The following is a 20,331-nucleotide window of genomic DNA, read 5'->3' on the forward strand; positions in this document are numbered from 1 at the left end:
GCGCCCGGCCCGTCAGGGCTTGGGATTCCCCTGGTCGTCGTAGTGCACCGAACGAGACTGGACGGCGTCGGCCTGGACGGTACGGGGGCTTGGGTGCTTGCCGCCCGCCGCCCAGCCCTGCGCCTGAACCGCGGTCCCGTGCAGTGACCCGGCGGAGCACGCGGTCAGACCGCTGCGCCAGGTGCCGCCCGGGGCGAGGGTGACGGTCCACGGCTCGCTTCCGCAGTCGTGTGATTCCCCCGACTGCGCATAGTTCACCTGCACCGACACGACGACCGGCTGAGTGCTCCGGTTCGTCACTCTGGACCCGAAGCTCGCGGTGCCCTTGTCGTCGCCCGGGTAGGTGCACGACTGCATCTCGACGTCCGGCTCGGCGGTCGGCATCCATTTGCTGCAGTACCGGTCGTCCTCGGGCCAGGCCCGGCTGGGCGTGGTCCTCGTCGTCCTGCTCCGCGAAGGCTCCGGGTCGGGCTCGGGCGGTGCCGGCGTGCTGTCCGCCGGGTCGTCGTTCGCCGGTGGTGCGGCCGGGGGCCGTTTCGCGTCGGGTGAGGCCGGGGTGGAAGCCGGAGCGGACGAGGACGCGGTCGGGGACGGGGAGGCGGAGGGCGACGGCGTGCCGCTCGTGGACGCATCAGGGCGTGCGGCACGGTGGCCGGCCGCTTCGGAGGTGCGGGGCGCCTCATGGAAGTACAGCGCGACAGCCCCGGCCGCCACGAGTGCGACCCCCGTCATCAGGGATGTCCGCACCCGCGCAGGGAGCCGCCGCCCACTGGAGGCGGCCGGTGCGGGGGTGAACGCGCCGACGGCGGACGCCCGCTCCCCGGAGGCGCCGAGGTACACGTTGACGTGCCGTACGTCGCCGCCGCCGGTGATGTACTGGGTGCCGCCGGCCTGCGCGCTGTTGTGCTGGTCGGCGCATCCCTGAACGGGCGGGAGTTCCTCGCGCCCGCCCGACGAGTCGGTGCCCATCCGCGCTACCGGATCGCTCCGCCGACGTTGATGTCACCGCGTTGGGTGATGTGCTGGACGCCGCCCGCCCGAGCCACGTTGTTCTGCACCCAGGTGTGCGTGACCTGCGGCAGCCGGGCCGAGATCTCGTCGACGAGGGCGCGGAGGTCCTCGGCGGCATCCGGGTGCTCATCGAGGAGCGTCTCCAGGTGCCCCGTCCACCGCTGCTCCAGACGCCGTCGCACGTCGTCGCGGTGTGGCTCCGGCGTCTGCCCGACGTCCTCCGCGATCCGGTCGAGCCGCCGCCCCTCGGTCTCCTCGAGCTCCGTCTCCCCTCGACCCAGCAGCTGCGCGAATCCGCTTCGCGCGGTGTGCCACACGTCCGTCGCCGCGGCACCGACCAGTGCGGTACCGCCCGCGGCTGCCAGCGTGGACATCGCTTCCGACAACACCGGCTTCCTCCCGTCGCCCTGCGCGCCGGCGCCCGATCGGACCCGGCACCCCGTGAAACGTCCCGGACGCGCCGAGGTAACGAGGGGAGCGGGAGGGAAACGGGGAACAATTAATGCAAGCACGCTTGATTGTTTCTGTTCGCCCTGCCATGCTCCACACCGCACCGCCCCGCACACCGCCGTGCCCGAGGGGAGCGCCCCGTGTCCGACCCGACGCCCGTGATCGACGATCTGCGCGAGGAGAGCGACGAACTCGACGCGCTGGTGGCCGCGTTGAGCCCGGAGCAGTGGCGGCTCGCCACCCCGGCGCCCGGCTGGACGATCGCCCACCAGATCGCGCACCTGCACTGGACCGACCGGGCCGCCCTGGTCGCCGTCACCGACGAGGACGGCTTCGGCACCCTGGTCGAGCAGGCCCTCGCCGCGCCCGACCGCTACGTCGACGACGGCGCGGAGGAAGGCGCCCAGCAGGCCCCCGCCGAACTGCTGGCCGCCTGGCGGGACGGACGCAGCGCCCTCGACAAGGCGCTGCGCGCGTCGGCCCCCGGCGCCCGTTTCCCCTGGTACGGCCCGCCCATGGCCGCCGCCTCCATGGCCACCGCCCGCCTGATGGAGACCTGGGCGCACGGCCTCGACGTCGCCGACACCCTCGGCGTCACCCGCCCGCCCACCGACCGGCTGCGGCACATCGCCCGCCTCGGCGTCCGCGCCCGGGACTTCGCCCACGCCGCCCACGGACTCACCCCGCCCGCGGAGCAGTTCCGCGTCGAACTCACCGGGCCGGGCGGGGACGTGTGGGCGTACGGTCCCGAGGACGCCCCGCAGCGCGTCACCGGCCCCGCCCTGGACTTCTGCCTCCTCGCCACCCAGCGCGCCCACCGCGCCGACCTCGCGCTCACCGCGGAAGGCCCGGACGCCGACCGCTGGCTGGACATCGCCCAGGCCTTCGCCGGACCGCCGGGAGCCGGACGCCCGCCGGGAGCCGGACGCCCGCCGGGAGCCGGACGCCCGCCGGGCGCCGGACGCCCGCCCAAGGGGGAGTCCCGGTGAGCGTGCTCCGCGTCGGCAACGCCTCCGGCTTCTACGGCGACCGCTTCGACGCCATGCGCGAGATGCTCACCGGCGGCCCCCTGGACGTCCTCACCGGCGACTACCTCGCCGAGCTGACCATGCTGATCCTCGGCCGGGACAGGATGAAGGACCCGGAGGCCGGGTACGCCCGCACCTTCCTGCGGCAGTTGGAGGAGTGCCTCGGGCTCGCCCAGGAGCGGGGCGTGCGGATCGTCGCCAACGCCGGAGGTCTCAACCCGGCCGGACTCGCCGACGCCGTACGGGCACTCGCCGACCGGCTCGGCATCCCCGTCCGCGTCGCGCACGTCGAGGGCGACGACCTCACCGCCGCCCACCCGGGAGCGCTGGCCGCCCACGCCTACCTCGGCGGCTTCGGCATCGCCGCGTGCCTGCGGGCAGGCGCGGACGTGGTCGTCACGGGCCGCGTCACCGACGCCGCGCTGGTCACCGGGCCCGCCGCCGCGCACTTCGGCTGGGGGCCCACGGAGTACGACCGGCTGGCGGGCGCGGTCGTCGCCGGGCACCTGCTGGAGTGCGGGGCGCAGGCCACCGGCGGCAACTACGCCTTCTTCCGGGACGGCGACGTACGGCACCCCGGCTTCCCGCTCGCCGAACTGCACGCCGACGGCACCTGCGTCATCACCAAGCACGACGGCACCGGCGGCTTCGTCGACGTCGGCACCGTCACCGCCCAGCTGCTGTACGAGACGGGCGGCGCCCGGTACGCGGGCCCCGATGCCACCGCCCGGCTGGACACCGTACGGCTCACGCAGGACGGCCCCGACCGCGTACGGATCGACGGCGTGCGGGGCGAGGCACCGCCCCCCACCCTCAAGGTCGGCCTGAACCGCCTCGGCGGCTTCCGCAACGAGGTCGCCTTCGTCCTCACCGGTCTCGACGTCGAGGCCAAGGCCGCGCTGGTGCGGGCCCAGATGGAACCCGCCCTCGCCGAGGTCTCCGACGTCCGCTGGGACCTGGCCCGCACCGACCGGGCCGACGCGCCCACCGAGGAGACGGCCGGCGCCCTGTTGCGGCTCGTCGTCCGGGACGCAGACCAGCCGGTCGTGGGGCGGGCGTTGAGCGGGGCGGCGATCGAGCTGGCCCTCGCGAGCTACCCCGGGTTCCATGTGCTCGCGCCACCCGGAAAGGGCGCACCCTATGGGGTGTTCGACGCCCTCCACGTGCCCCAGGACTCCGTCGACCATGTGGCTGTCCTCCACGACGGGCGCCGGATTCCCGTGCCCGGCGCCCAGGACACCGCCGTACTGGCGGACGTACCGGAACCGCCCCTGCCGGAACCGCTCCCACCGGGCCCCGTCCGCAAGGCGCCCCTCGGCCTGATCGCCGGCGCCCGCAGCGGCGACAAGGGCGGCGACGCCAACGTCGGCGTCTGGGCGCGGACGGACGACGCCTGGCGGTGGCTCGCGCACGAGCTGACCGGCGACCGGTTCCGCGAGCTGATCCCCGAGGCCCGCGACCTGCCCGTCGCCCGGCACCAGCTCCCGAACCTGCGCGCCCTCAACTTCGTCGTCGAGGGCATCCTCGGCGAGGGCGTCGCCGCCCAGTCCCGTTTCGACCCGCAGGCCAAGGCGCTCGGCGAATGGCTGCGCGCCCGCCACGTGGACATCCCGGAGGTCCTGTTGTGACCGTCGTCCCGAAGGTTTTGCTGTGACCGTCGTCCCGGAGGTCCTGTTGTGACCGTCGTCCCGAAGGTTCTGCTGTGACCGTCGTCCCGAAGGTTCTGTTGTGACCGTCACCCCGGAGGTACTGCCGTGACCGTCCTCACCTCCGCCCTCGACCCCACCGCCCCCGACCACCGGGCCAACCGCGAGGCCATGCTCGCCAAGCTCGCCGACCTGGACGCCGAGCACGCCAAGGCCCTCGCGGGCGGCGGCGAGAAGTACACCGCCCGGCACCGGAAGCGCGGCAAACTCCTCGCCCGCGAGCGGATCGAGCTGCTCCTCGACCCCGACACGCCCTTCCTGGAACTGTCGCCGCTCGCGGCCTGGGGGAGCGAGTACCCCGTCGGCGCCTCCCTCGTCACCGGCATCGGCGTCGTGGAGGGCGTCGAGTGCCTGATCACCGCCAACGACCCGACCGTGCGCGGCGGCGCCAGCAACCCCTGGTCGCTGAAGAAGGCCCTGCGCGCCAACGACATCGCCCTCGCCAACCGGCTGCCCTGCATCAGTCTGGTCGAGTCCGGCGGCGCCGACCTGCCCTCCCAGAAGGAGATCTTCATCCCGGGCGGCGCGATCTTCCGGGACCTCACCCGGCTGTCCGCCGCCGGCATCCCCACCATCGCCGTCGTCTTCGGCAACTCGACCGCCGGGGGCGCCTACATCCCTGGCATGTCCGACCACGTGATCATGGTCAAGGAGCGCGCGAAGGTGTTCCTCGGCGGGCCGCCCCTGGTCAAGATGGCCACCGGCGAGGAGAGCGACGACGAGTCGCTGGGCGGCGCCGAGATGCACGCCCGCACCTCCGGCCTCGCCGACTACTTCGCCGTGGACGAACCGGACGCGCTGCGGCAGGCCCGCCGGGTGGTCGCCCGCCTGAACCACCGCAAGGCGTACGCCGACCCGGCCCCCGCCGAACCCCCGAAGTACGACCCCGAGGACCTGCTCGGCATCGTCCCCGCCGACCTCAAGGCCCCCTTCGACCCGCGCGAGGTCATCGCCCGCATCGTCGACGCCTCCGACTTCGACGAGTTCAAACCCCTGTACGGGACGAGCCTGACGACCGGCTGGGCGAGCCTGCACGGCTACCCGGTCGGCATCCTCGCCAACGCCCAGGGGGTGCTCTTCAGCGAGGAGTCGCAGAAGGCCGCCCAGTTCATCCAGCTCGCCAACCAGCGTGACATCCCGCTCCTCTTCCTCCACAACACCACCGGCTACATGGTCGGCAAGGAGTACGAGCAGGGCGGCATCATCAAACACGGCGCCATGATGATCAACGCCGTCTCCAACTCCCGCGTCCCGCACCTCTCCGTCCTCCTCGGCGCCTCCTACGGCGCCGGGCACTACGGCATGTGCGGCCGCGCCTACGACCCCCGCTTCCTCTTCGCCTGGCCCAGCGCCAAGTCCGCCGTCATGGGCCCGCAGCAGCTCGCCGGGGTCCTGTCCATCGTCGCCCGCCAGTCCGCCGCCGCGAAGGGACAGCCCTACGACGACGAGGGCGACGCGGCACTGCGCGCCATGGTGGAGCAGCAGATCGAGTCCGAGTCGCTGCCCATGTTCCTGTCCGGGCGGCTCTACGACGACGGCGTCATCGACCCGCGCGACACCCGCACCGTCCTCGGCCTGTGCCTGTCCGCCGTCCACACCGCGCCCTACGAGGGCGCGCGCGGTGGCTTCGGCGTCTTCCGAATGTGAGGTTGAGGGACCAGTGATCACTTCCGTCCTCGTCGCCAACCGGGGCGAGATCGCCTGCCGCGTCTTCCGCACCTGCCGCGAGTCGGGCATCCGGACCGTCGCCGTGCACTCCGACGCCGACGAGAACGCCCTCCACGCGCGCGTGGCCGACGCGGCCGTACGGCTGCCGGGCACCGCCTCCGCCGACACCTATCTGCGCGGCGACCTGATCGTGAAGGCCGCGATCGCCGCCGGCGCCGACGCCGTCCACCCCGGCTACGGCTTCCTCTCCGAGAACGCCGACTTCGCGCGCGCCGTTCGGGACGCCGGGCTGGTGTGGATCGGGCCGCCGCCGGAGGCGATCGAGGCGATGGCGTCCAAGACCCGCGCCAAGGAACTGCTGGGCATCGCGCCCCTGAACCGGGACACGGTCACCGAGGCCGACCTGCCGGTGCTGGTGAAAGCGGCGGCCGGTGGCGGCGGGCGCGGCATGCGCGTCGTACGGCGCCTCGCCGACCTCGACGCCGAGCTGACCGCCGCCCGCGCGGAGGCCGCGAGCGCCTTCGGCGACGGCGAGGTGTTCGTCGAGCCGTACGTCGAGGGCGGCCGCCACGTCGAGGTGCAGGTCCTCGCCGACACCCGCGGCACGGTGTGGGCGCTCGGCACCCGCGACTGCTCCCTCCAGCGCCGCCACCAGAAGGTGATCGAGGAGGCCCCGGCACCGGGCCTGAGCGCGGCACTCACACAGGAGCTGTACGAGCAGGCGGTCCGCGCCGCCCGCGCGGTGGACTACGTCGGCGCCGGGACGGTCGAGTTCCTGATCGACGCCGACGGGCGGGCGCACTTCCTGGAGATGAACACCCGCCTCCAGGTCGAACACCCGGTCACCGAGGCGGTCTTCGGCGTCGACCTCGTGGCCCTCCAGCTCCGGATCGCCGAGGGCCACGCCCTCGAAGCCGACCCCCCGCGCGCGCGGGGCCACGCCGTGGAGGCCCGCCTGTACGCCGAGGACCCGGCGAACGGCTGGGCCCCGCAGACCGGCCGCCTGCACCGCCTCGCCGTCCCCGACGGCGTCCGCCTCGACACCGGCTACACCGACGGCGACGACATCGGCGTCCACTACGACCCGATGCTCGCCAAGGCCGTCGCCCACGCACCCACCCGCGCGGAGGCCGTCCGCCGCCTCGCCGGCGCCCTGGAACGGGCGGCGGTCCACGGCCCGGTCACCAACCGGGACCTGCTCGTCCGCTCGCTGCGGCACGAGGAGTTCACGTCCGCCCGCATGGACACCGGCTTCTACGACCGCCACCTGGCCGACCTGACCTCCCCGGCCCCCGCCCCCCTCGCCCCGCTGGCCGCCGCCCTGGCCGACGCCCACGGCCGCTCCCGGTTCGGCGGCGGCTGGCGGAACGCCCCGTCGCAGCCCCAGGTCAAGCGGTACACCGTGGCCGGCGAGGAACACGAGGTCCGCTACCACCACACCCGCACCGGCCTCACCGCCGACGGCGTACGCGTCGTCCACGCCGACGCCCACCTCGTCGTCCTGGAAACCGACGGCGTACGGCGCCGCTACGAGGTCGCCCGCTACGGCGACCAGATCCACGTGGGCGCCACCCACCTCACCGCCCTGCCCCGCTTCCCCGACCCCACCACCCAGCACGCCCCCGGCTCCCTCCTCGCCCCCATGCCCGGCACGGTCGCCCGCGTCGCGGAGGGCCTGACGGAGGGGGCGGCGGTGGAAGCGGGCCAGCCCCTCCTGTGGCTGGAGGCGATGAAGATGGAACACAAGATCACCGCCCCGGCCACCGGAACACTCGCCGAGCTGTACGCCACACCGGGACAACAAGTGGCGGTCGGCTCACTACTGGCGGTAGTGCAAGGGACTTAGGGGCGCGGGGAACTGCGCGACCAGCCACGACGAACCCGCACCCGAAGGAGCACAGTGACCACCCTCATCGAATCCGAAGAGCACAAGTCCCTCCGCGAAGCGGTATCCACCTTCGCCGGCAACCACCCCCGCACCCTCGGCGCGGACAACAAACACTTCTGGCAGGCCGCAGCCAAGCTCGGCTACATCGGCGTCAACCTCCCCGAAACCTACGGAGGAGGCGGCGGCGGCATCGCCGAACTCTCCCTCGTCCTCGAAGAGATGGGCGCCTCCGGCAACCCCCTGCTCATGATGATCGTCTCCCCGGCGATCTGCGGCACCGTCATCGCCCGCTTCGGCACCGAAGAGCAAAAACGCGAGTGGCTCCCGCCACTCGCCGACGGCACCCGCCTCATGGCCTTCGGCATCACCGAACCCGACGCCGGCTCCAACAGCCACCGCATCACCACCACCGCCCGCCGCGACGCCGCCACCGGCGACTGGCTCCTGACCGGCCGCAAGGTCTTCGTCTCCGGCGTCGACATCGCCGACGCCACCCTGATCGTCGGCCGCACCGAAACTGTGCCTACTAAAGAGGGCCGCACCGGCAAGCTCAAGCCCTGCCTGTTCATCGTCCCCCGCGACACCCCCGGCTTCCAGCGCCGCCCCATCGACATGGAACTCAACGCCGCCGAGAAGCAGTTCGAGCTGACCCTCGACGACGTCCGGCTGCCCGCCGACGCGCTCGTCGGCGACGAGGACGCGGGCCTCCTCCAGCTCTTCGCCGGCCTCAACCCCGAGCGCATCATGACGGCGGCCTTCGGCATCGGCATGGGCCGTTACGCGCTCTCCCGGGCCCTGGAGTACGCCCGTGAGCGCACGGTCTGGAAGACCCCCATCGGCGCCCACCAGGCCATCGCCCACCCCCTGGCCCAGGCCCACATCGACCTCGAACTGGCCCGCCTGATGATGCAGAAGGCCGCCCACCTCTACGACGCCGGCGACGACATGGGCGCCGGCGAGGCCGCCAACATGGCGAAGTACGCCGCCGGGGAGGCCTGCGTGAAGGCCGTCGACCAGGCCGTGCACACCCTCGGCGGCAACGGCCTCACCCGCGAGTTCGGGCTCGCCCAGCTGATAACGGCCTCGCGCGTGGCTCGCATCGCCCCGGTGAGCAGGGAGATGATTCTCAACTACGTCTCCCACCAGACCCTCGGCCTGCCCAAGTCGTACTAGACCGCGTTCTGGACCTGTTGGAGGAACCGTGTTCCGCAGCGAGTACGCAGACGTCCCGCCCGTCGACCTGCCCATCCACGAGGCCGTGCTCGGCCGGGCCGCCGGGTACGGCGACACCCCGGCGCTGATCGACGGCACGGACGGCACCACCCTCACCTACGAGCAGGTGGACCGGTTCCACCGGCGCGTCGCCGCCGCCCTCGCCGAGGCCGGCGTCCGCAAGGGCGACGTACTCGCCCTGCACAGCCCCAACACGGTCGCCTTCCCGCTCGCCTTCCACGCCGCCACCCGCGCCGGTGCCTCGGTCACCACCGTGCACCCGCTCGCCACGGCCGAGGAGTTCGCCAAGCAGCTGAAAGACTGCGCGGCCCGCTGGATCGTCACCGTCTCACCGCTGCTGGACACCGCCCGCCGGGCCGCCGGACTCGCCGGCGGCGTCCAGGAGATCCTCGTCTGCGACAGCGCGCCCGGCCACCGCTCGCTCGTCGACATGCTGGCCTCCACCGCACCGGAACCGTCCGTCGCCACCGACCCGGCCGAGGACGTCGCCGTACTGCCGTACTCCTCCGGCACCACCGGCACCCCCAAGGGCGTGATGCTCACCCACCGGCAGATCGCCACCAACCTCGCCCAGCTCGAACCGGCGATCCCGGCCGCCCCGGGCGAACGCGTCCTCGCCGTGCTCCCCTTCTTCCACATCTACGGGCTGACGGCCCTCGTGAACGCCCCGCTGCGGCTCGGCGCCACCGTCGTCGTCCTGCCCCGCTTCGACCTGGAACAGTTCCTCGCGGCCATCCAGAACCACCGCATCACCAGCCTGTACGTCGCCCCGCCGATCGTCCTCGCCCTCGCCAAGCACCCCCTGGTCGCCGACTACGACCTCTCCTCGCTGAAATACGTCATCAGCGCCGCCGCCCCTCTGGACGCGACCCTCGCCGCCGCCTGTTCGCAGCGGCTCGGCCTGCCGCCCGTCGGCCAGGCCTACGGCATGACCGAGCTGTCCCCGGGCACCCACGTCGTCCCCCTCGACGCCATGCACGACGCCCCGCCCGGAACCGTCGGCAAGCTCATCGCGGGAACCGAGATGCGCGTCGTCTCCCTCGACGACCCCGGCAAGGACCTCCCCGCCGGCGAGTCCGGCGAGATCCTCATCCGAGGGCCCCAGGTCATGAAGGGCTACCTCGGCCGCCCCGACGCCACCGCCGCCATGATCGATGAGGACGGCTGGTTGCACACCGGGGACGTCGGGCACGTGGACGGTGACGGCTGGCTCTTCGTCGTCGACCGCGTCAAGGAACTGATCAAGTACAAGGGCTTCCAGGTCGCTCCCGCCGAACTCGAAGCCCTCCTGCTCACCCACCCCGGCATCGCCGACGCCGCCGTCATCGGCACCTACAACGACGACGGCAACGAGGTCCCGCACGCCCACGTCGTACGCCGCCCCACCGCACCCGACCTCTCCGCGGGGGAGATCATGATGTACGTCGCCGAACGCGTCGCCCCCTACAAACGCGTCCGCGCGGTCACTTTCATCGACGGCGTGCCCAGGGCGGCCAGCGGCAAGATCCTCCGCCGGGAACTGCGGGGCCGCGCATGAGCCTCGTCGCCCGCGCCCGGGAGCGGGGCGTCGAGACCCTCACCCTCGACTCCCCGCACATCCGCAACGCCCTGTCCGCCGCCCTCGTCACCGACCTCACCGACGCCCTCACCGACGCCGGGGACGACACCGGCGTCCGCGCCGTCGTCCTCACCCACACCGGCAACACCTTCAGCGCCGGCGCCGACCTGCGCGACCCGCCCGACCCGGACGCCCTGGTCGCACTGCTGAGGCGGATCGTCGAACTGCCCAAGCCCGTCGTCGCCCGCGTCGACGGCCACGTCCGCGCGGGCGGCCTCGGCCTGCTCGGCGCCTGCGACATCGCGGCCGCCTCCACCGCGTCGACGTTCGCCTTCACCGAGGTCCGCATCGGAGTCGCCCCCGCCGTCATCTCCCTCACGCTTCTGCCCCGCACCGACCCCCGCGCCCTCGCCCGTCACTACCTCACCGGCGAACGCCTCGACGCCGCCGAGGCCGCCCGGACCGGCCTGGTCACGGCGGCGGGCGACGACGTGGACGCCGTACTCGCACCCGTCCTCGACGGTGTGCGCCGCGCCTCACCGCAGGGCCTGGCCGAGACGAAACGGCTGCTCACGGCTAGGGTGCTGGAGGCCTTCGACCGGGACGCGGCCCAGCTGACCGCGCTCTCGGCCCGGCTGTTCGCCTCCCCGCAGGCCCGCGAGGGGATGACGGCCTTCCTCGAACGACGGGATCCCCCATGGGTGGTGTGAGCGGCGCCGTGCACGCGGCCGACCGCGCGGAACGCGTCCCCAAGCAGGACCGCAGCCGGGCCACCCGGCAGCGGCTCCTGGAAGCCGCCGTGGCCTGCCTCGCCGAACACGGCTGGGCCGGCTCCACGGTCTCCGTCGTCGCCGAACGCGCCGGCGTCTCCCGGGGCGCCGCCCAGCACCACTTCCCGACCCGCGAGGACCTCTTCACCGCCGCCGTCGAGTACGTCGCCGAGGAACGCTCCGTCGCGCTGCGCGCCCTCTTCCCCGAGGGCGCCGGCCCCGGCGACCGGCACGCCGTCGTCGCCGCACTCGTCGACCTCTACACCGGCCCCCTCTTCCGCGCCGCCCTCCACCTGTGGGTGGCCGCCTCCAACGAGGAGCAGCTGCGCGGCCGGGTGACCGAGCTGGAGGCCCGCGTCGGCCGCGAGACCCACCGCATCGCCGTCGACCTCCTCGGCGCCGACGAGACCCGCCCCGGCGCCCGCGAAACCGTCCAGGGCCTCCTGGACATGGCCCGCGGCCTCGGCCTCGCCAACCTCCTCACCGACGACACGGCCCGCCGGGAACGGGTCGTGGAGCAGTGGGCGCGGCTGCTGGACGGCGTACTGGACGGGACGCCGGGCCGCGACCATGGGTGACCGGTTCCAGGTGATCGTCGACCTCGACGCGGGCGAGGCCGACGCGGGGCGGCTGGCCGGCCGGGCGGTGGAGTGGCTGGTCGGCGAGGGCGTCGTCCTCGCCGAACGCACCCGGTGCGTACTGGGACAGCCCCTCGGACACCCGCCCGGCCCGCACTGGGAGCGGGCGGTCACCGACGACTGGGACTTCGCACCCACGGACGGACTCGCCGTCCACACCCGGCGCACCGGCTTCACCAGCGGCGCGGACCTGCCCGGCGCGGCCCTCTGCCCGCACTGCGCGGCACCCACGCCACTGGACGACCCGGACGACTCGGACGACTCGGACGACGACACGGCATGGCAGCGCTTCAGCACCGCCATGCGGACCTGGCACGACACGGGCGCCGCGTCCGTCGACTGCCCCGCCTGCGCCACCGCCGTCCCCGTCCAGGACTGGACCTGGGACGAGGCACCCGTCGCCCTCGGCCACCTCGGCTTCGAGTTCTGGAACTGGCCCGACCTCACCGACGACTTCCACGCCCGCCTGACCGCACTCCTCGACGGCCACCGCACGGCGTACGTGTGGGGGAAGTACTAGCAGGCGCCCGGGCACCCAGGTGCTAGGGAGCGAGCCGTTCCACCCGCCACACCCCGTCCGGCCCCGCCACGTACCGCAGCCGGTCGTGCAGCCGGTTCTCCCGCCCCTGCCAGAACTCCACCGCGTCCGGCACCACCCGGAACCCGCCCCAGTGCGGCGGCACCGGCACCTGCTCGCCCTCCGGATAGCGCGCCGCCAGCCCGGCGTACGCGGCGTCCAGGGCGTCCCGGTCCGCCACCACCGACGACTGGGCGCTCGCCCAGGCACCCAGCTGGGAGCCGTGCGGCCGGGTCCGGAAGTACCCGGCGGTCTCGTCCCGCCCGGTCCGCCGCGCCGTCCCCGTCACGATCACCTGCCGGGCCATCGGATGCCACGGGAACAGCAGCGACACGTGCGGGTTCCCGCCCAGCTCACGGCCCTTGCGCGACTCGTAGTTGGTGTAGAAGACGAAGCCCCGCTCGTCGAAGTGCTTCAGCAGCACCGTGCGGGAACTGGGCCGCCCCTCGGCGTCCGCCGTGGAGACGACCATGGCGTTCGGCTCGAACAGCCCGCCCTCCGTCGCGGCCTGCTTGAACCAGCGCGCGAACTGCTCCAGGGGCGTGGCGGCCAGCTCGGACTCGGCAAGCCCCTCGGCCCGGTACTGCTTGCGCATCGAGGCGAGATCGAAGGGAACGGCATCGCGGTCGGTCACAGCGGCCATCCTGCCGCATCCACCGCACCCTCCACTGCGTCCTTCGTCACGGCCTCCGGCAGAAAGTGGCACTCAGTGCCGCCACCCCTCCCCAAAGGTGGCACTCGGAGATATCGTGCTGATCCCGTCCCGGTTGGATGACCCGAGGCCGAACGGGGCATCACAGGGATGACCGGAGACCGGACCGCGAGTCGTCGACCGACCGCGGATCCACAGGACCCGGTGATCCGGTGTTCCGAGACGGGCCGGTCGCCACACTTACGATCACGAGGAGCCGCCTGATGTCCGACTTCGTACCCGGGCTCGAAGGAGTCGTCGCGTTCGAGACGGAGATCGCCGAACCCGACAAGGAGGGCGGCGCCCTCCGCTACCGCGGCGTCGACATCGAGGACCTGGTCGGGCACGTCTCCTTCGGGAACGTCTGGGGCCTGCTCGTCGACGGCGCCTTCAACCCCGGCCTGCCCCCGGCCGAACCCTTCCCGATCCCCGTCCACTCCGGCGACATCCGCGTCGACGTGCAGTCCGCGCTCGCCATGCTCGCCCCCGTCTGGGGCCTCAAACCCCTCCTCGACATCGACGCCGAGCAGGCCCGCGCCGACCTCGCCCGCGCCGCCGTCATGGCCCTGTCCTACGTCGCCCAGTCGGCCCGCGGCCAGGGCCTGCCCATGGTCCCGCAGCGCGAGATCGACAAGGCCCAGTCCGTCGTCGAACGCTTCATGATCCGCTGGCGCGGCGAGCCCGACCCCAAGCACGTCGCCGCCGTCGACGCCTACTGGACCTCCGCCGCCGAGCACGGCATGAACGCCTCCACCTTCACCGCCCGCGTCATCGCCTCCACCGGCGCGGACGTCGCCGCCGCCCTCTCCGGAGCCGTGGGCGCCATGTCGGGCCCGCTGCACGGCGGCGCCCCCTCCCGCGTCCTGCACATGATCGAGGAGATCGAACGCACCGGGGACGCCGAGGCCTACGTCAAGAAGACCCTCGACGCGGGCGAACGCCTCATGGGCTTCGGCCACCGCGTCTACCGCGCCGAGGACCCCCGAGCCCGCGTCCTGCGCCGCACCGCCCGCGAACTGGGCGCCCCGCGCTACGAGGTCGCCGAGGCCCTGGAGAAGGCCGCCCTGGCCGAACTCCACGCCCGCCGCCCCGACCGGGTCCTGGCCACCAACGTCGAGTTCTGGGCCGCCATCATGCTGGACTTCGCCGAGGTCCCGGCCCACATGTTCACCTCGATGTTCACCTGCGCCCGCACGGCCGGCTGGTCCGCGCACATCCTGGAACAGAAGCGCACCGGCCGCCTGGTCCGCCCCTCGGCCCGCTACGTCGGCCCGGGCCCCCGCGACCCGCGCGCGATCGAGGGCCACGCCGACATCGCGGGCTGACGGACCGCGCCGTACACGCAGACGACCCGCGAGTCTGGTTCCTCCAGTGGAGGAGCCGGCCGGACGTACCGGCGACTCGCGGGTCGGGTGACTGCTTGGGATTGGGCCGGCTGCGCGCGTCACTCGCGCACTGGTCCGGCACCGCACTCGGTGTGGTGGCGAGCCGCTAGCCCGCAGTCACCTCACGCGTCCGGTTGTCATACATCTGCCGAACCACCTCCCTTCTGTGTGCTCCCCACCTTAGGAACTGGCCGCCCACTCATCAACGCCTTTTTTGCGGGTTACCGTTCCGCCCATGACGAGGCACCGAGGGGGACCGCCGGTCAGGCGGGCGATAGTCAGCGGGTCGGCGTTCGAGGAGCGGATCGGGTACGCCCGGGCCGTCGTCGACGGGGACCGGGTGCACGTGTCGGGGACGACCGGGTTCGACTACGCGTCGATGACCATCTCCGACGACGTGGTGGAGCAGGCCGGGCAGTGCCTGCGGAACGTCGGGGCGGCGCTGGCCGAGGCGGGGTGCACGTTCGCGGACGTCGTGCGGGTGCGGTACCTGCTGCCCGCGCGGGAGGACTTCGAGCCGTGCTGGCCGGTGCTGCGGCGGGTGTTCGGCGAGGTGCGGCCGGCCGCGACCATGATGGTGTGCGGGCTCGCGGACGAGCGGATGCGGATCGAGATCGAGGTGGACGCGCGGCGCGGGCCGGTCGGTCCGGGCGCCGGGCTGCGCATCGAGGCCGTGGCCGGGGACGCCATGGTGGAGGAGTGGCGGCACGTGCACGACGAGGTGGTGCCGCCCGCCGCGATGACCCCGGACGAGGCGCGGGAGCGGGCCGGGCGGTACCGGCTGGCCAACGCCTACCTCGGGGACGTGCTCGTCGGGTGCTCCACGGTGCGGCCGCCCGAGGGGGAGGAGCGGGTGGCGACCGTGATCGCCCGGGTGCTGCCCGCGTTCCGGGGGCGCGGGATCGGTGCGGCGCTCTACGAGGCGGGCATCGCCGAGGCGGGTGCGCTCGGCGCGGAGGCGGTGGAGACCGTGGTACTGGCGGCCAACGGTGACGGGTTGCGGTTCGCCGAGGGGCGTGGGTTCGTGGAACGGGAGCGGTACGTGTTGGATGGCGAGAGCGACGAGTGGGTCGACCTGAGGCTCGCCGCGCCCCCGTCATGACGGGGGCGTATGCCGAGTTTCCGCAGTACAACGATTTCCGCAATCTTGTGGGAACTCGGTGTGTGCTGCATCACGTTCGAGTTGAATGAAGGCCAGTGACGCAGCCTGCAGGGGGTCCAGGTGAGTGCTTCCCGGCGTAGTGGGACCACCGACGAGCTGGGGCCGGACGAGCCGGAACAGCCCGAGCGGGACGGCGCGGACCTGTTGGCCGCGCTGCTCGACGGCATGGACGCGGCCCTGTGCGCCTTCGACGCGGACGGGGTGGTCACCCACTGGAACCGCGAGGCGGAGCGGATCCTGGGCTGGAGCGCGGCCGAGGCCGTGGGGCGGCAGGGTTTCGCCGGGTGGGCCGTGCGCCGGGCGGACGCCGGGGAGGTCGAGGAGCGGCTGCTGTCCGCGATGCGCGCCCCGGGCCGGCAGGTGCACGAGTTCGCGTTGCTGACCAAGGACGGCGGTCGGGTGCTGGTGCGCACCCAGTCCGCAGCCGTACGCGGTCCCGACGGCCGGCCCGCCGGGGTGTACTGCGCGTTCAGCGAGGTGCACGCGCAGATCGACCTGGAGCGCTCCATCGCGCTGAGCGAGGCCCTGCTGGAGGACGCGAGCTGGGGCGTCGTACTGGTGGACGTGGATCTGCGGCCGGCCGTGGTGAACGCCCACGCGGCACGGGCCCTGGGCGCCGGGCGTACGTCCGTACTGGGACGGCCGCTCGGCGATCTGCTCGCGCAGGGCGTGGAGGAGCTGGAGAGCGCGCTGACGCACGTGCTGGCGGAGGGCGCACCGCCCGGCCCCGCCGAGATCTGGGTGAGCGTGCGCACGCCGGAGGGCGAGCGGCGCCGGTGCTGGCGCAGCGGGTTCGTGCGGCTGGCGTCGCCGCTGGCGGAGGAGCCGGTGCCGTTGGGCGTGGGCTGGCTGTTCCAGGACATCACGGAGGGCAAGCAGGCCGAGCAGGAGGCGGCGCTGCTGCGCTTCCGCACCAACCAGCTGCACCGCGCGGCGCGGGCGGCGGCGGAGTGCGAGGACCCCGCGGAGGCCGCGGTCGTCCACCTGGACTTCGCGCTCGCCGGGTTCGCCGACCACGCCCTGATCGACCGGGTGGTGGGCGAGACAGGGCCGGAAGCTACGGGGCCGGAAGCGACGGGGCCGGTGCGGCTGATGCGGGTCGCGGCGACGCCGTCCGGTGCGCCGGGGCCGAGCGTGCCGGCCGCGACGTCCGGCATGCCGGTGCGGTACGGCGAGGGGCACCCGGCGGTGCAGTGTGTGGAGCGGGCGGGCTCGGTGCGGGCCAGTGCCGGTGTCCGGGCGGTGCCGGCGGAGCGGGTGCGCCAGTGGGCGACGGCCCGGCAGTGGCCGGCGGACACGGTGCACGGCCTGTGCGCGGTCCTGCGCAGCCGCGGCCGGACGCTGGGCGTCGTGACGTTCCTGCGCGGCTCGGGGCGCAGCGCGTTCGAGCGCTCGGACGCGGTGTACGCCGAGGACGTGGCGGTGCGCATCGCGGCGGCGCTGGATCTGGCCGGGGCGGTGGAGGGGCGGTAGCGGTCGGGGGCCTGGCCGGGTGCCCGCTCAGCGCCGGTAGAAGATCCGGTCGCCGTACTGGTCCAGTACGCGTCCGTTCCACTCGTGGCCGCCGTCGACGTTGCCCGAGCGCAGCAGGGGCGGCTCGATGCCGCGGTCGGCGAGGGCGGCGGCCGCCGTGGCCGTCATGGCCTGCATCAGGGCGCTGGTGACGACCGTGGAGGCGGGCGCGAAGGGCGCGGGGACGGTGTCGAGTGTGAGCTCCGCGTCGCCGACGGCGATCTTCGAGTCCAGCACGATGTCGCAGTGGTCCTTGAGGAAGGTGCCGGAGGCGTGCCGCGACGTGGTCTCGGAGGCGTACGCCACCGAGGTCACGCCGATGACGCGTACGCCCAGGGCGCGGGCGTTCATGGCCATCTCCACGGGCAGCGCGTTGCGCCCGGACAGGGAGATGATCACCAGGGCGTCGCCCGCGCGGATCGGCGAGGAGTCCAGTACGGCGCTCGCGAGGCCGTCCACCCGCTCCAGCGCGGAGCCGAGCGTGGCCGGCATGACGTCGACGCCGACGACGCCGGGCACGGAGAGCAGGTTCATCAGGGCGAGGCCGCCGGCGCGGTAGACGACGTCCTGGGCGGCGAGGGAGGAGTGGCCGGCGCCGAAGGCGAAGAGACGGCCGCCGGCCTGCACCGTGTCGGCGAGCAGCGTGCCGGCCGCCTCGATGGAGTCGGCCTCCTCGTCGCGGACCCGTCGCAGGAGGTCGATCGCGGCGTCGATGAACTGGCCGGCCGGCTTGCGGTCGCTCATGCGGGACCCCTTCGGTGTGGCTGCGTCGCGGATCACCGTGCGGTCTGGACCAGTGCGGTGTCAATACGGCGTCGACACCGCCGGACGGGCCGCGCGGGCCCGGGTTTCCGCGGCGCGGCACGGTTGTCGGTGGTATGCGTCAGAATTGGGTGCAGGGCCAGCGCACGCGCCGGTGGGCCGCAGCCTCCGGCAATCTCATCAAGGGGCACGTATGTCCGGACTGATCGACACCACGGAGATGTACCTCCGCACCATTCTGGAGCTGGAGGAGGAAGGCGTGGTCCCGATGCGCGCCCGGATCGCCGAGCGGCTCGACCAGAGCGGTCCGACGGTCAGCCAGACGGTGGCGCGGATGGAGCGCGACGGTCTGGTGTCCGTGGCGGCCGACCGGCACCTGGAGCTGACCGAGGAGGGCCGCCGGCTGGCCACGCGGGTGATGCGCAAGCACCGGCTCGCGGAGTGCCTGCTCGTCGACGTGATCGGCCTGGAGTGGGAGCAGGTGCACGCCGAGGCCTGCCGCTGGGAGCACGTGATGAGCGAGGCCGTCGAGCGCCGGGTGCTGGAGCTGCTGCGGCACCCGACCGAGTCGCCGTACGGCAACCCGATCCCGGGCCTGGAGGAGCTGGGCGAGACGGACGGCGCCGATCCGTTCCTGGACGAGGGCATGGTGTCCCTCGCCGACCTGGACCCGGGCGCGGAGGGCAAGACGGTCGTCGTGCGCCGGATCGGCGAGCCGATCCAGACCGACGCGCAGCTGATGTACACGCTGCGCCGGGCCGGCGTGCAGCCCGGTTCGGTGGTGAGCGTGACCGAGTCGGCCGGCGGTGTGCTGGTCGGCAGCGGCGGCGAGGCGGCGGAGCTGGAGTCGGAGACCGCCTCGCACGTGTTCGTCGCCAAGCGCTGACCGGTTCGTCGCCCGAATCGCAGCGTCCGGTCACCGTGCGTGCAAGGCTGTGGCGTGAGGCATAGGACGTGAGGGCTCTGGGCCGTGGTGTGACAGCGATGTCGTCAATGTCGTCCCGGCCGGAGAGGGGGAGGGGCGTGCTGCTGAGACGGAGAGGGCCCCGGCGCCGTGCGGCGCCGGGGCCTGTCCTCCCCTGTGCTGACCCGGAGCCCCGAGCTCCCAGGGTCAATCCCCTCGGACCGTTTTCCCCGAGCGGCCCGCCTCCCGTTGAAGATCTCCCCCCGGCGGCGGCGATCAATCCCTGAGGGGGGTCACTCGAACGAGGGGTGTTGCTCGCCGGAACGGCCTTTTCGAATAGGCATTCGATACGCTGCGAACGTCGGACGGGCGTGAGCGACGACGGCCCGTCACGGCGAGAACGACAGGCACGGCAGGCAGGACACGGTGCACAGGACCGGCCGGCCCGGCGGGGCGGGCGGTCCGAGCGGAGCTTGGGGGTGCCAGGAATCATGGCGCGACGCATCGACGTGACCGGCGCGGGCGGCGTGCGCCTCGCGGCCTGGGAGTTCGGCGACCCTCCCAAGACGGACCGGACCGACCACGCGGACCACGCGGACCACACGGACCACGCAGACCACACAGGTGTGCTGTTACTGCACGGCCTGATGGGCCGCGCGTCCCACTGGGCCCCCACGGCCCGCTGGCTCGCCGCCCGTCACCGGGCCGTCGCCCTCGACCAGCGCGGCCACGGCCGCAGCGACAAGCCGCCGCGGGGCTCCTACACCCGGGAGGCCTACGTGGAGGACGTCGAGGCCGCGCTGGAGCAGCTCGGTCTCGGCCCGGCCGTCCTGATCGGCCACGCCATGGGCGCGCTGACCGCCTGGCAGCTCGCCGCCAAACGCCCCGACCTGGTCCGCGGTCTGGTCGTCTGCGACATGCGGGCCTCCGCCCTCGGCGCCGCGTCCCAGCACACCTGGACCGAGTGGTTCCGCGCCTGGCCGGTTCCTTTCGCCACCCTCGCCGACGTACGCAAGTGGTTCGGCGAGGACGATCCGTGGGTGGAGCGCCCGAATCCGGCCCGGGGCGAGTTCTATGCCGAGGTGATGGCCGAGTCCCCGGACGGCTGGCGGCCGGTCTTCGAGCCGGAGCAGATGCTGCGCTCCCGCGAGACGTGGGTCTACGACGCCCACTGGGAGGAGCTGGCCCAGGTCCGCTGCCCCACCCTGGTCGTCCGCGGCCTCGACGGCGAGCTGGGCCGCGCCGAGGCCCAGGAAATGGTTCGCGTGCTGCCGCACGGCCAGTACGCGGAGGTCGCCGACGCCGGCCACCTCGTCCACTACGACCAGCCGGAGGCGTGGCGAGCGGCCATCGAGCCGTTCCTCGACAGCCTCCGCGACGGCTGACCG

18 protein-coding genes are annotated in these 20,331 nt (G+C 73.4%); 14 read left to right on the plus strand and 4 right to left on the minus strand.

The features are described 5' to 3' along the window. Positions 1–12: 12 nt before the first annotated feature. Both KUM03_RS07605 and KUM03_RS07610 read right to left on the minus strand, forming a co-directional pair. Positions 13–969 (minus strand): hypothetical protein, encoded by a 957-nt coding sequence (locus KUM03_RS07605; RefSeq protein ID WP_217246244.1) that lies wholly within the window; start codon positions 967–969, stop codon positions 13–15. A 5-nt stretch (positions 970–974) separates the two neighbouring features. Then, positions 975–1,385 carry a hypothetical protein gene (locus KUM03_RS07610; protein WP_217246245.1) on the minus strand — a complete coding sequence of 137 codons (411 nt, stop codon included), beginning with the start codon at positions 1,383–1,385 and terminating at the stop codon, positions 975–977. A 216-nt stretch (positions 1,386–1,601) separates the two neighbouring features. Between KUM03_RS07610 and KUM03_RS07615 the strand changes: the two genes are divergently transcribed. The 9 genes from KUM03_RS07615 to KUM03_RS07655 all read left to right on the plus strand — a co-directional run bounded on the left by KUM03_RS07615 (position 1,602) and on the right by KUM03_RS07655 (position 12,470). Further along, positions 1,602–2,450: a TIGR03084 family metal-binding protein gene (locus KUM03_RS07615; protein WP_217246246.1), complete on the plus strand. Its 849-nt coding sequence runs from the start codon at positions 1,602–1,604 to the stop codon at positions 2,448–2,450. Continuing rightward, entirely contained in the window at positions 2,447–4,117 is a 1,671-nt protein-coding gene (locus KUM03_RS07620; RefSeq protein ID WP_217246247.1) for an acyclic terpene utilization AtuA family protein, read from the plus strand. Before KUM03_RS07615 ends, KUM03_RS07620 begins: the two co-directional genes overlap by 4 nt. A 126-nt stretch (positions 4,118–4,243) precedes the next feature. Next, a complete protein-coding gene (locus KUM03_RS07625) occupies positions 4,244–5,842 on the plus strand; it encodes an acyl-CoA carboxylase subunit beta (protein ID WP_217246248.1) in 1,599 nt (532 codons plus the stop codon). 13 nt (positions 5,843–5,855) lie between these two features. Continuing rightward, positions 5,856–7,709, plus strand: a complete 1,854-nt coding sequence (locus tag KUM03_RS07630; protein WP_217246249.1) for a biotin carboxylase N-terminal domain-containing protein — start codon at positions 5,856–5,858, stop codon at positions 7,707–7,709. A gap of 54 nt (positions 7,710–7,763) precedes the next feature. Further along, complete coding sequence (locus tag KUM03_RS07635; RefSeq protein WP_217246250.1) at positions 7,764–8,924, plus strand: acyl-CoA dehydrogenase family protein; 1,161 nt, start codon at positions 7,764–7,766, stop codon at positions 8,922–8,924. 28 nt (positions 8,925–8,952) lie between these two features. Further along, a complete protein-coding gene (locus KUM03_RS07640; RefSeq protein ID WP_217246251.1) occupies positions 8,953–10,521 on the plus strand; it encodes a 4-coumarate--CoA ligase family protein in 1,569 nt (522 codons plus the stop codon). Continuing rightward, on the plus strand, positions 10,518–11,252 hold the full coding sequence (locus KUM03_RS07645; RefSeq protein WP_217246252.1) for an enoyl-CoA hydratase family protein: 735 nt from the start codon (positions 10,518–10,520) through the stop codon (positions 11,250–11,252). The genes KUM03_RS07640 and KUM03_RS07645 overlap by 4 nt, the downstream gene beginning before the upstream one ends. Next, on the plus strand, positions 11,240–11,890 hold the full coding sequence (locus KUM03_RS07650; protein WP_217246253.1) for a TetR/AcrR family transcriptional regulator: 651 nt from the start codon (positions 11,240–11,242) through the stop codon (positions 11,888–11,890). The genes KUM03_RS07645 and KUM03_RS07650 overlap by 13 nt, the downstream gene beginning before the upstream one ends. After that, positions 11,883–12,470 (plus strand): hypothetical protein, encoded by a 588-nt coding sequence (locus KUM03_RS07655; RefSeq protein ID WP_217246254.1) that lies wholly within the window; start codon positions 11,883–11,885, stop codon positions 12,468–12,470. The genes KUM03_RS07650 and KUM03_RS07655 overlap by 8 nt, the downstream gene beginning before the upstream one ends. Positions 12,471–12,492: 22 nt before the next feature. Here KUM03_RS07655 and pdxH read toward each other — a convergent pair whose 3' ends face one another. Then, entirely contained in the window at positions 12,493–13,170 is a 678-nt protein-coding gene (pdxH, locus tag KUM03_RS07660) for a pyridoxamine 5'-phosphate oxidase (protein ID WP_217246255.1), read from the minus strand. A gap of 272 nt (positions 13,171–13,442) precedes the next feature. On the opposite strand from pdxH, the gene KUM03_RS07665 reads away from it, so the two are divergent. The 3 genes from KUM03_RS07665 to KUM03_RS07675 all read left to right on the plus strand — a co-directional run bounded on the left by KUM03_RS07665 (position 13,443) and on the right by KUM03_RS07675 (position 17,238). After that, a complete protein-coding gene (locus KUM03_RS07665; RefSeq protein WP_217246256.1) occupies positions 13,443–14,543 on the plus strand; it encodes a citrate synthase 2 in 1,101 nt (366 codons plus the stop codon). Positions 14,544–14,838: 295 nt separating this feature from the next. Beyond that, positions 14,839–15,705: a GNAT family N-acetyltransferase gene (locus tag KUM03_RS07670; RefSeq protein WP_217246257.1), complete on the plus strand. Its 867-nt coding sequence runs from the start codon at positions 14,839–14,841 to the stop codon at positions 15,703–15,705. Between the two features lie 120 nt (positions 15,706–15,825). Continuing rightward, positions 15,826–17,238 carry a PAS domain-containing protein gene (locus KUM03_RS07675; protein WP_217246258.1) on the plus strand — a complete coding sequence of 471 codons (1,413 nt, stop codon included), beginning with the start codon at positions 15,826–15,828 and terminating at the stop codon, positions 17,236–17,238. A gap of 27 nt (positions 17,239–17,265) precedes the next feature. Here the strand turns inward: KUM03_RS07675 and KUM03_RS07680 are convergent, their stop codons facing one another. Then, complete coding sequence (locus KUM03_RS07680) at positions 17,266–18,021, minus strand: SIS domain-containing protein (protein WP_217246259.1); 756 nt, start codon at positions 18,019–18,021, stop codon at positions 17,266–17,268. A gap of 211 nt (positions 18,022–18,232) precedes the next feature. On the opposite strand from KUM03_RS07680, the gene KUM03_RS07685 reads away from it, so the two are divergent. Next, positions 18,233–18,925: a metal-dependent transcriptional regulator gene (locus KUM03_RS07685; RefSeq protein ID WP_217246260.1), complete on the plus strand. Its 693-nt coding sequence runs from the start codon at positions 18,233–18,235 to the stop codon at positions 18,923–18,925. A 509-nt stretch (positions 18,926–19,434) separates the two neighbouring features. Then, complete coding sequence (locus tag KUM03_RS07690) at positions 19,435–20,328, plus strand: alpha/beta fold hydrolase (protein WP_217246261.1); 894 nt, start codon at positions 19,435–19,437, stop codon at positions 20,326–20,328. Positions 20,329–20,331: the final 3 nt, after the last annotated feature.

Origin of the sequence: Streptomyces sp. AC602_WCS936 (assembly GCF_019049125.1) — a bacterium.
Classification (GTDB): domain Bacteria; phylum Actinomycetota; class Actinomycetes; order Streptomycetales; family Streptomycetaceae; genus Streptomyces.

Excerpts from the sequence above, each read along its gene's own strand:
- KUM03_RS07605 (WP_217246244.1), bottom strand. The coding sequence starts at position 969 with ATGGGCACCGACTCGTCGGGCGGGCGCGAGGAACTCCCGCCCGTTCAG.
- KUM03_RS07610 (WP_217246245.1), bottom strand. The coding sequence starts at position 1,385 with ATGTCCACGCTGGCAGCCGCGGGCGGTACCGCACTGGTCGGTGCCGCG.
- KUM03_RS07645 (WP_217246252.1), top strand. The coding sequence starts at position 10,518 with ATGAGCCTCGTCGCCCGCGCCCGGGAGCGGGGCGTCGAGACCCTCACC.
- KUM03_RS07650 (WP_217246253.1), top strand. The coding sequence starts at position 11,240 with ATGGGTGGTGTGAGCGGCGCCGTGCACGCGGCCGACCGCGCGGAACGC.
- KUM03_RS07655 (WP_217246254.1), top strand. The coding sequence starts at position 11,883 with ATGGGTGACCGGTTCCAGGTGATCGTCGACCTCGACGCGGGCGAGGCC.
- pdxH (WP_217246255.1), bottom strand. The coding sequence starts at position 13,170 with ATGGCCGCTGTGACCGACCGCGATGCCGTTCCCTTCGATCTCGCCTCG.
- KUM03_RS07665 (WP_217246256.1), top strand. The coding sequence starts at position 13,443 with ATGTCCGACTTCGTACCCGGGCTCGAAGGAGTCGTCGCGTTCGAGACG.
- KUM03_RS07670 (WP_217246257.1), top strand. The coding sequence starts at position 14,839 with ATGACGAGGCACCGAGGGGGACCGCCGGTCAGGCGGGCGATAGTCAGC.
- KUM03_RS07680 (WP_217246259.1), bottom strand. The coding sequence starts at position 18,021 with ATGAGCGACCGCAAGCCGGCCGGCCAGTTCATCGACGCCGCGATCGAC.
- KUM03_RS07685 (WP_217246260.1), top strand. The coding sequence starts at position 18,233 with ATGTCCGGACTGATCGACACCACGGAGATGTACCTCCGCACCATTCTG.
- KUM03_RS07690 (WP_217246261.1), top strand. The coding sequence starts at position 19,435 with ATGGCGCGACGCATCGACGTGACCGGCGCGGGCGGCGTGCGCCTCGCG.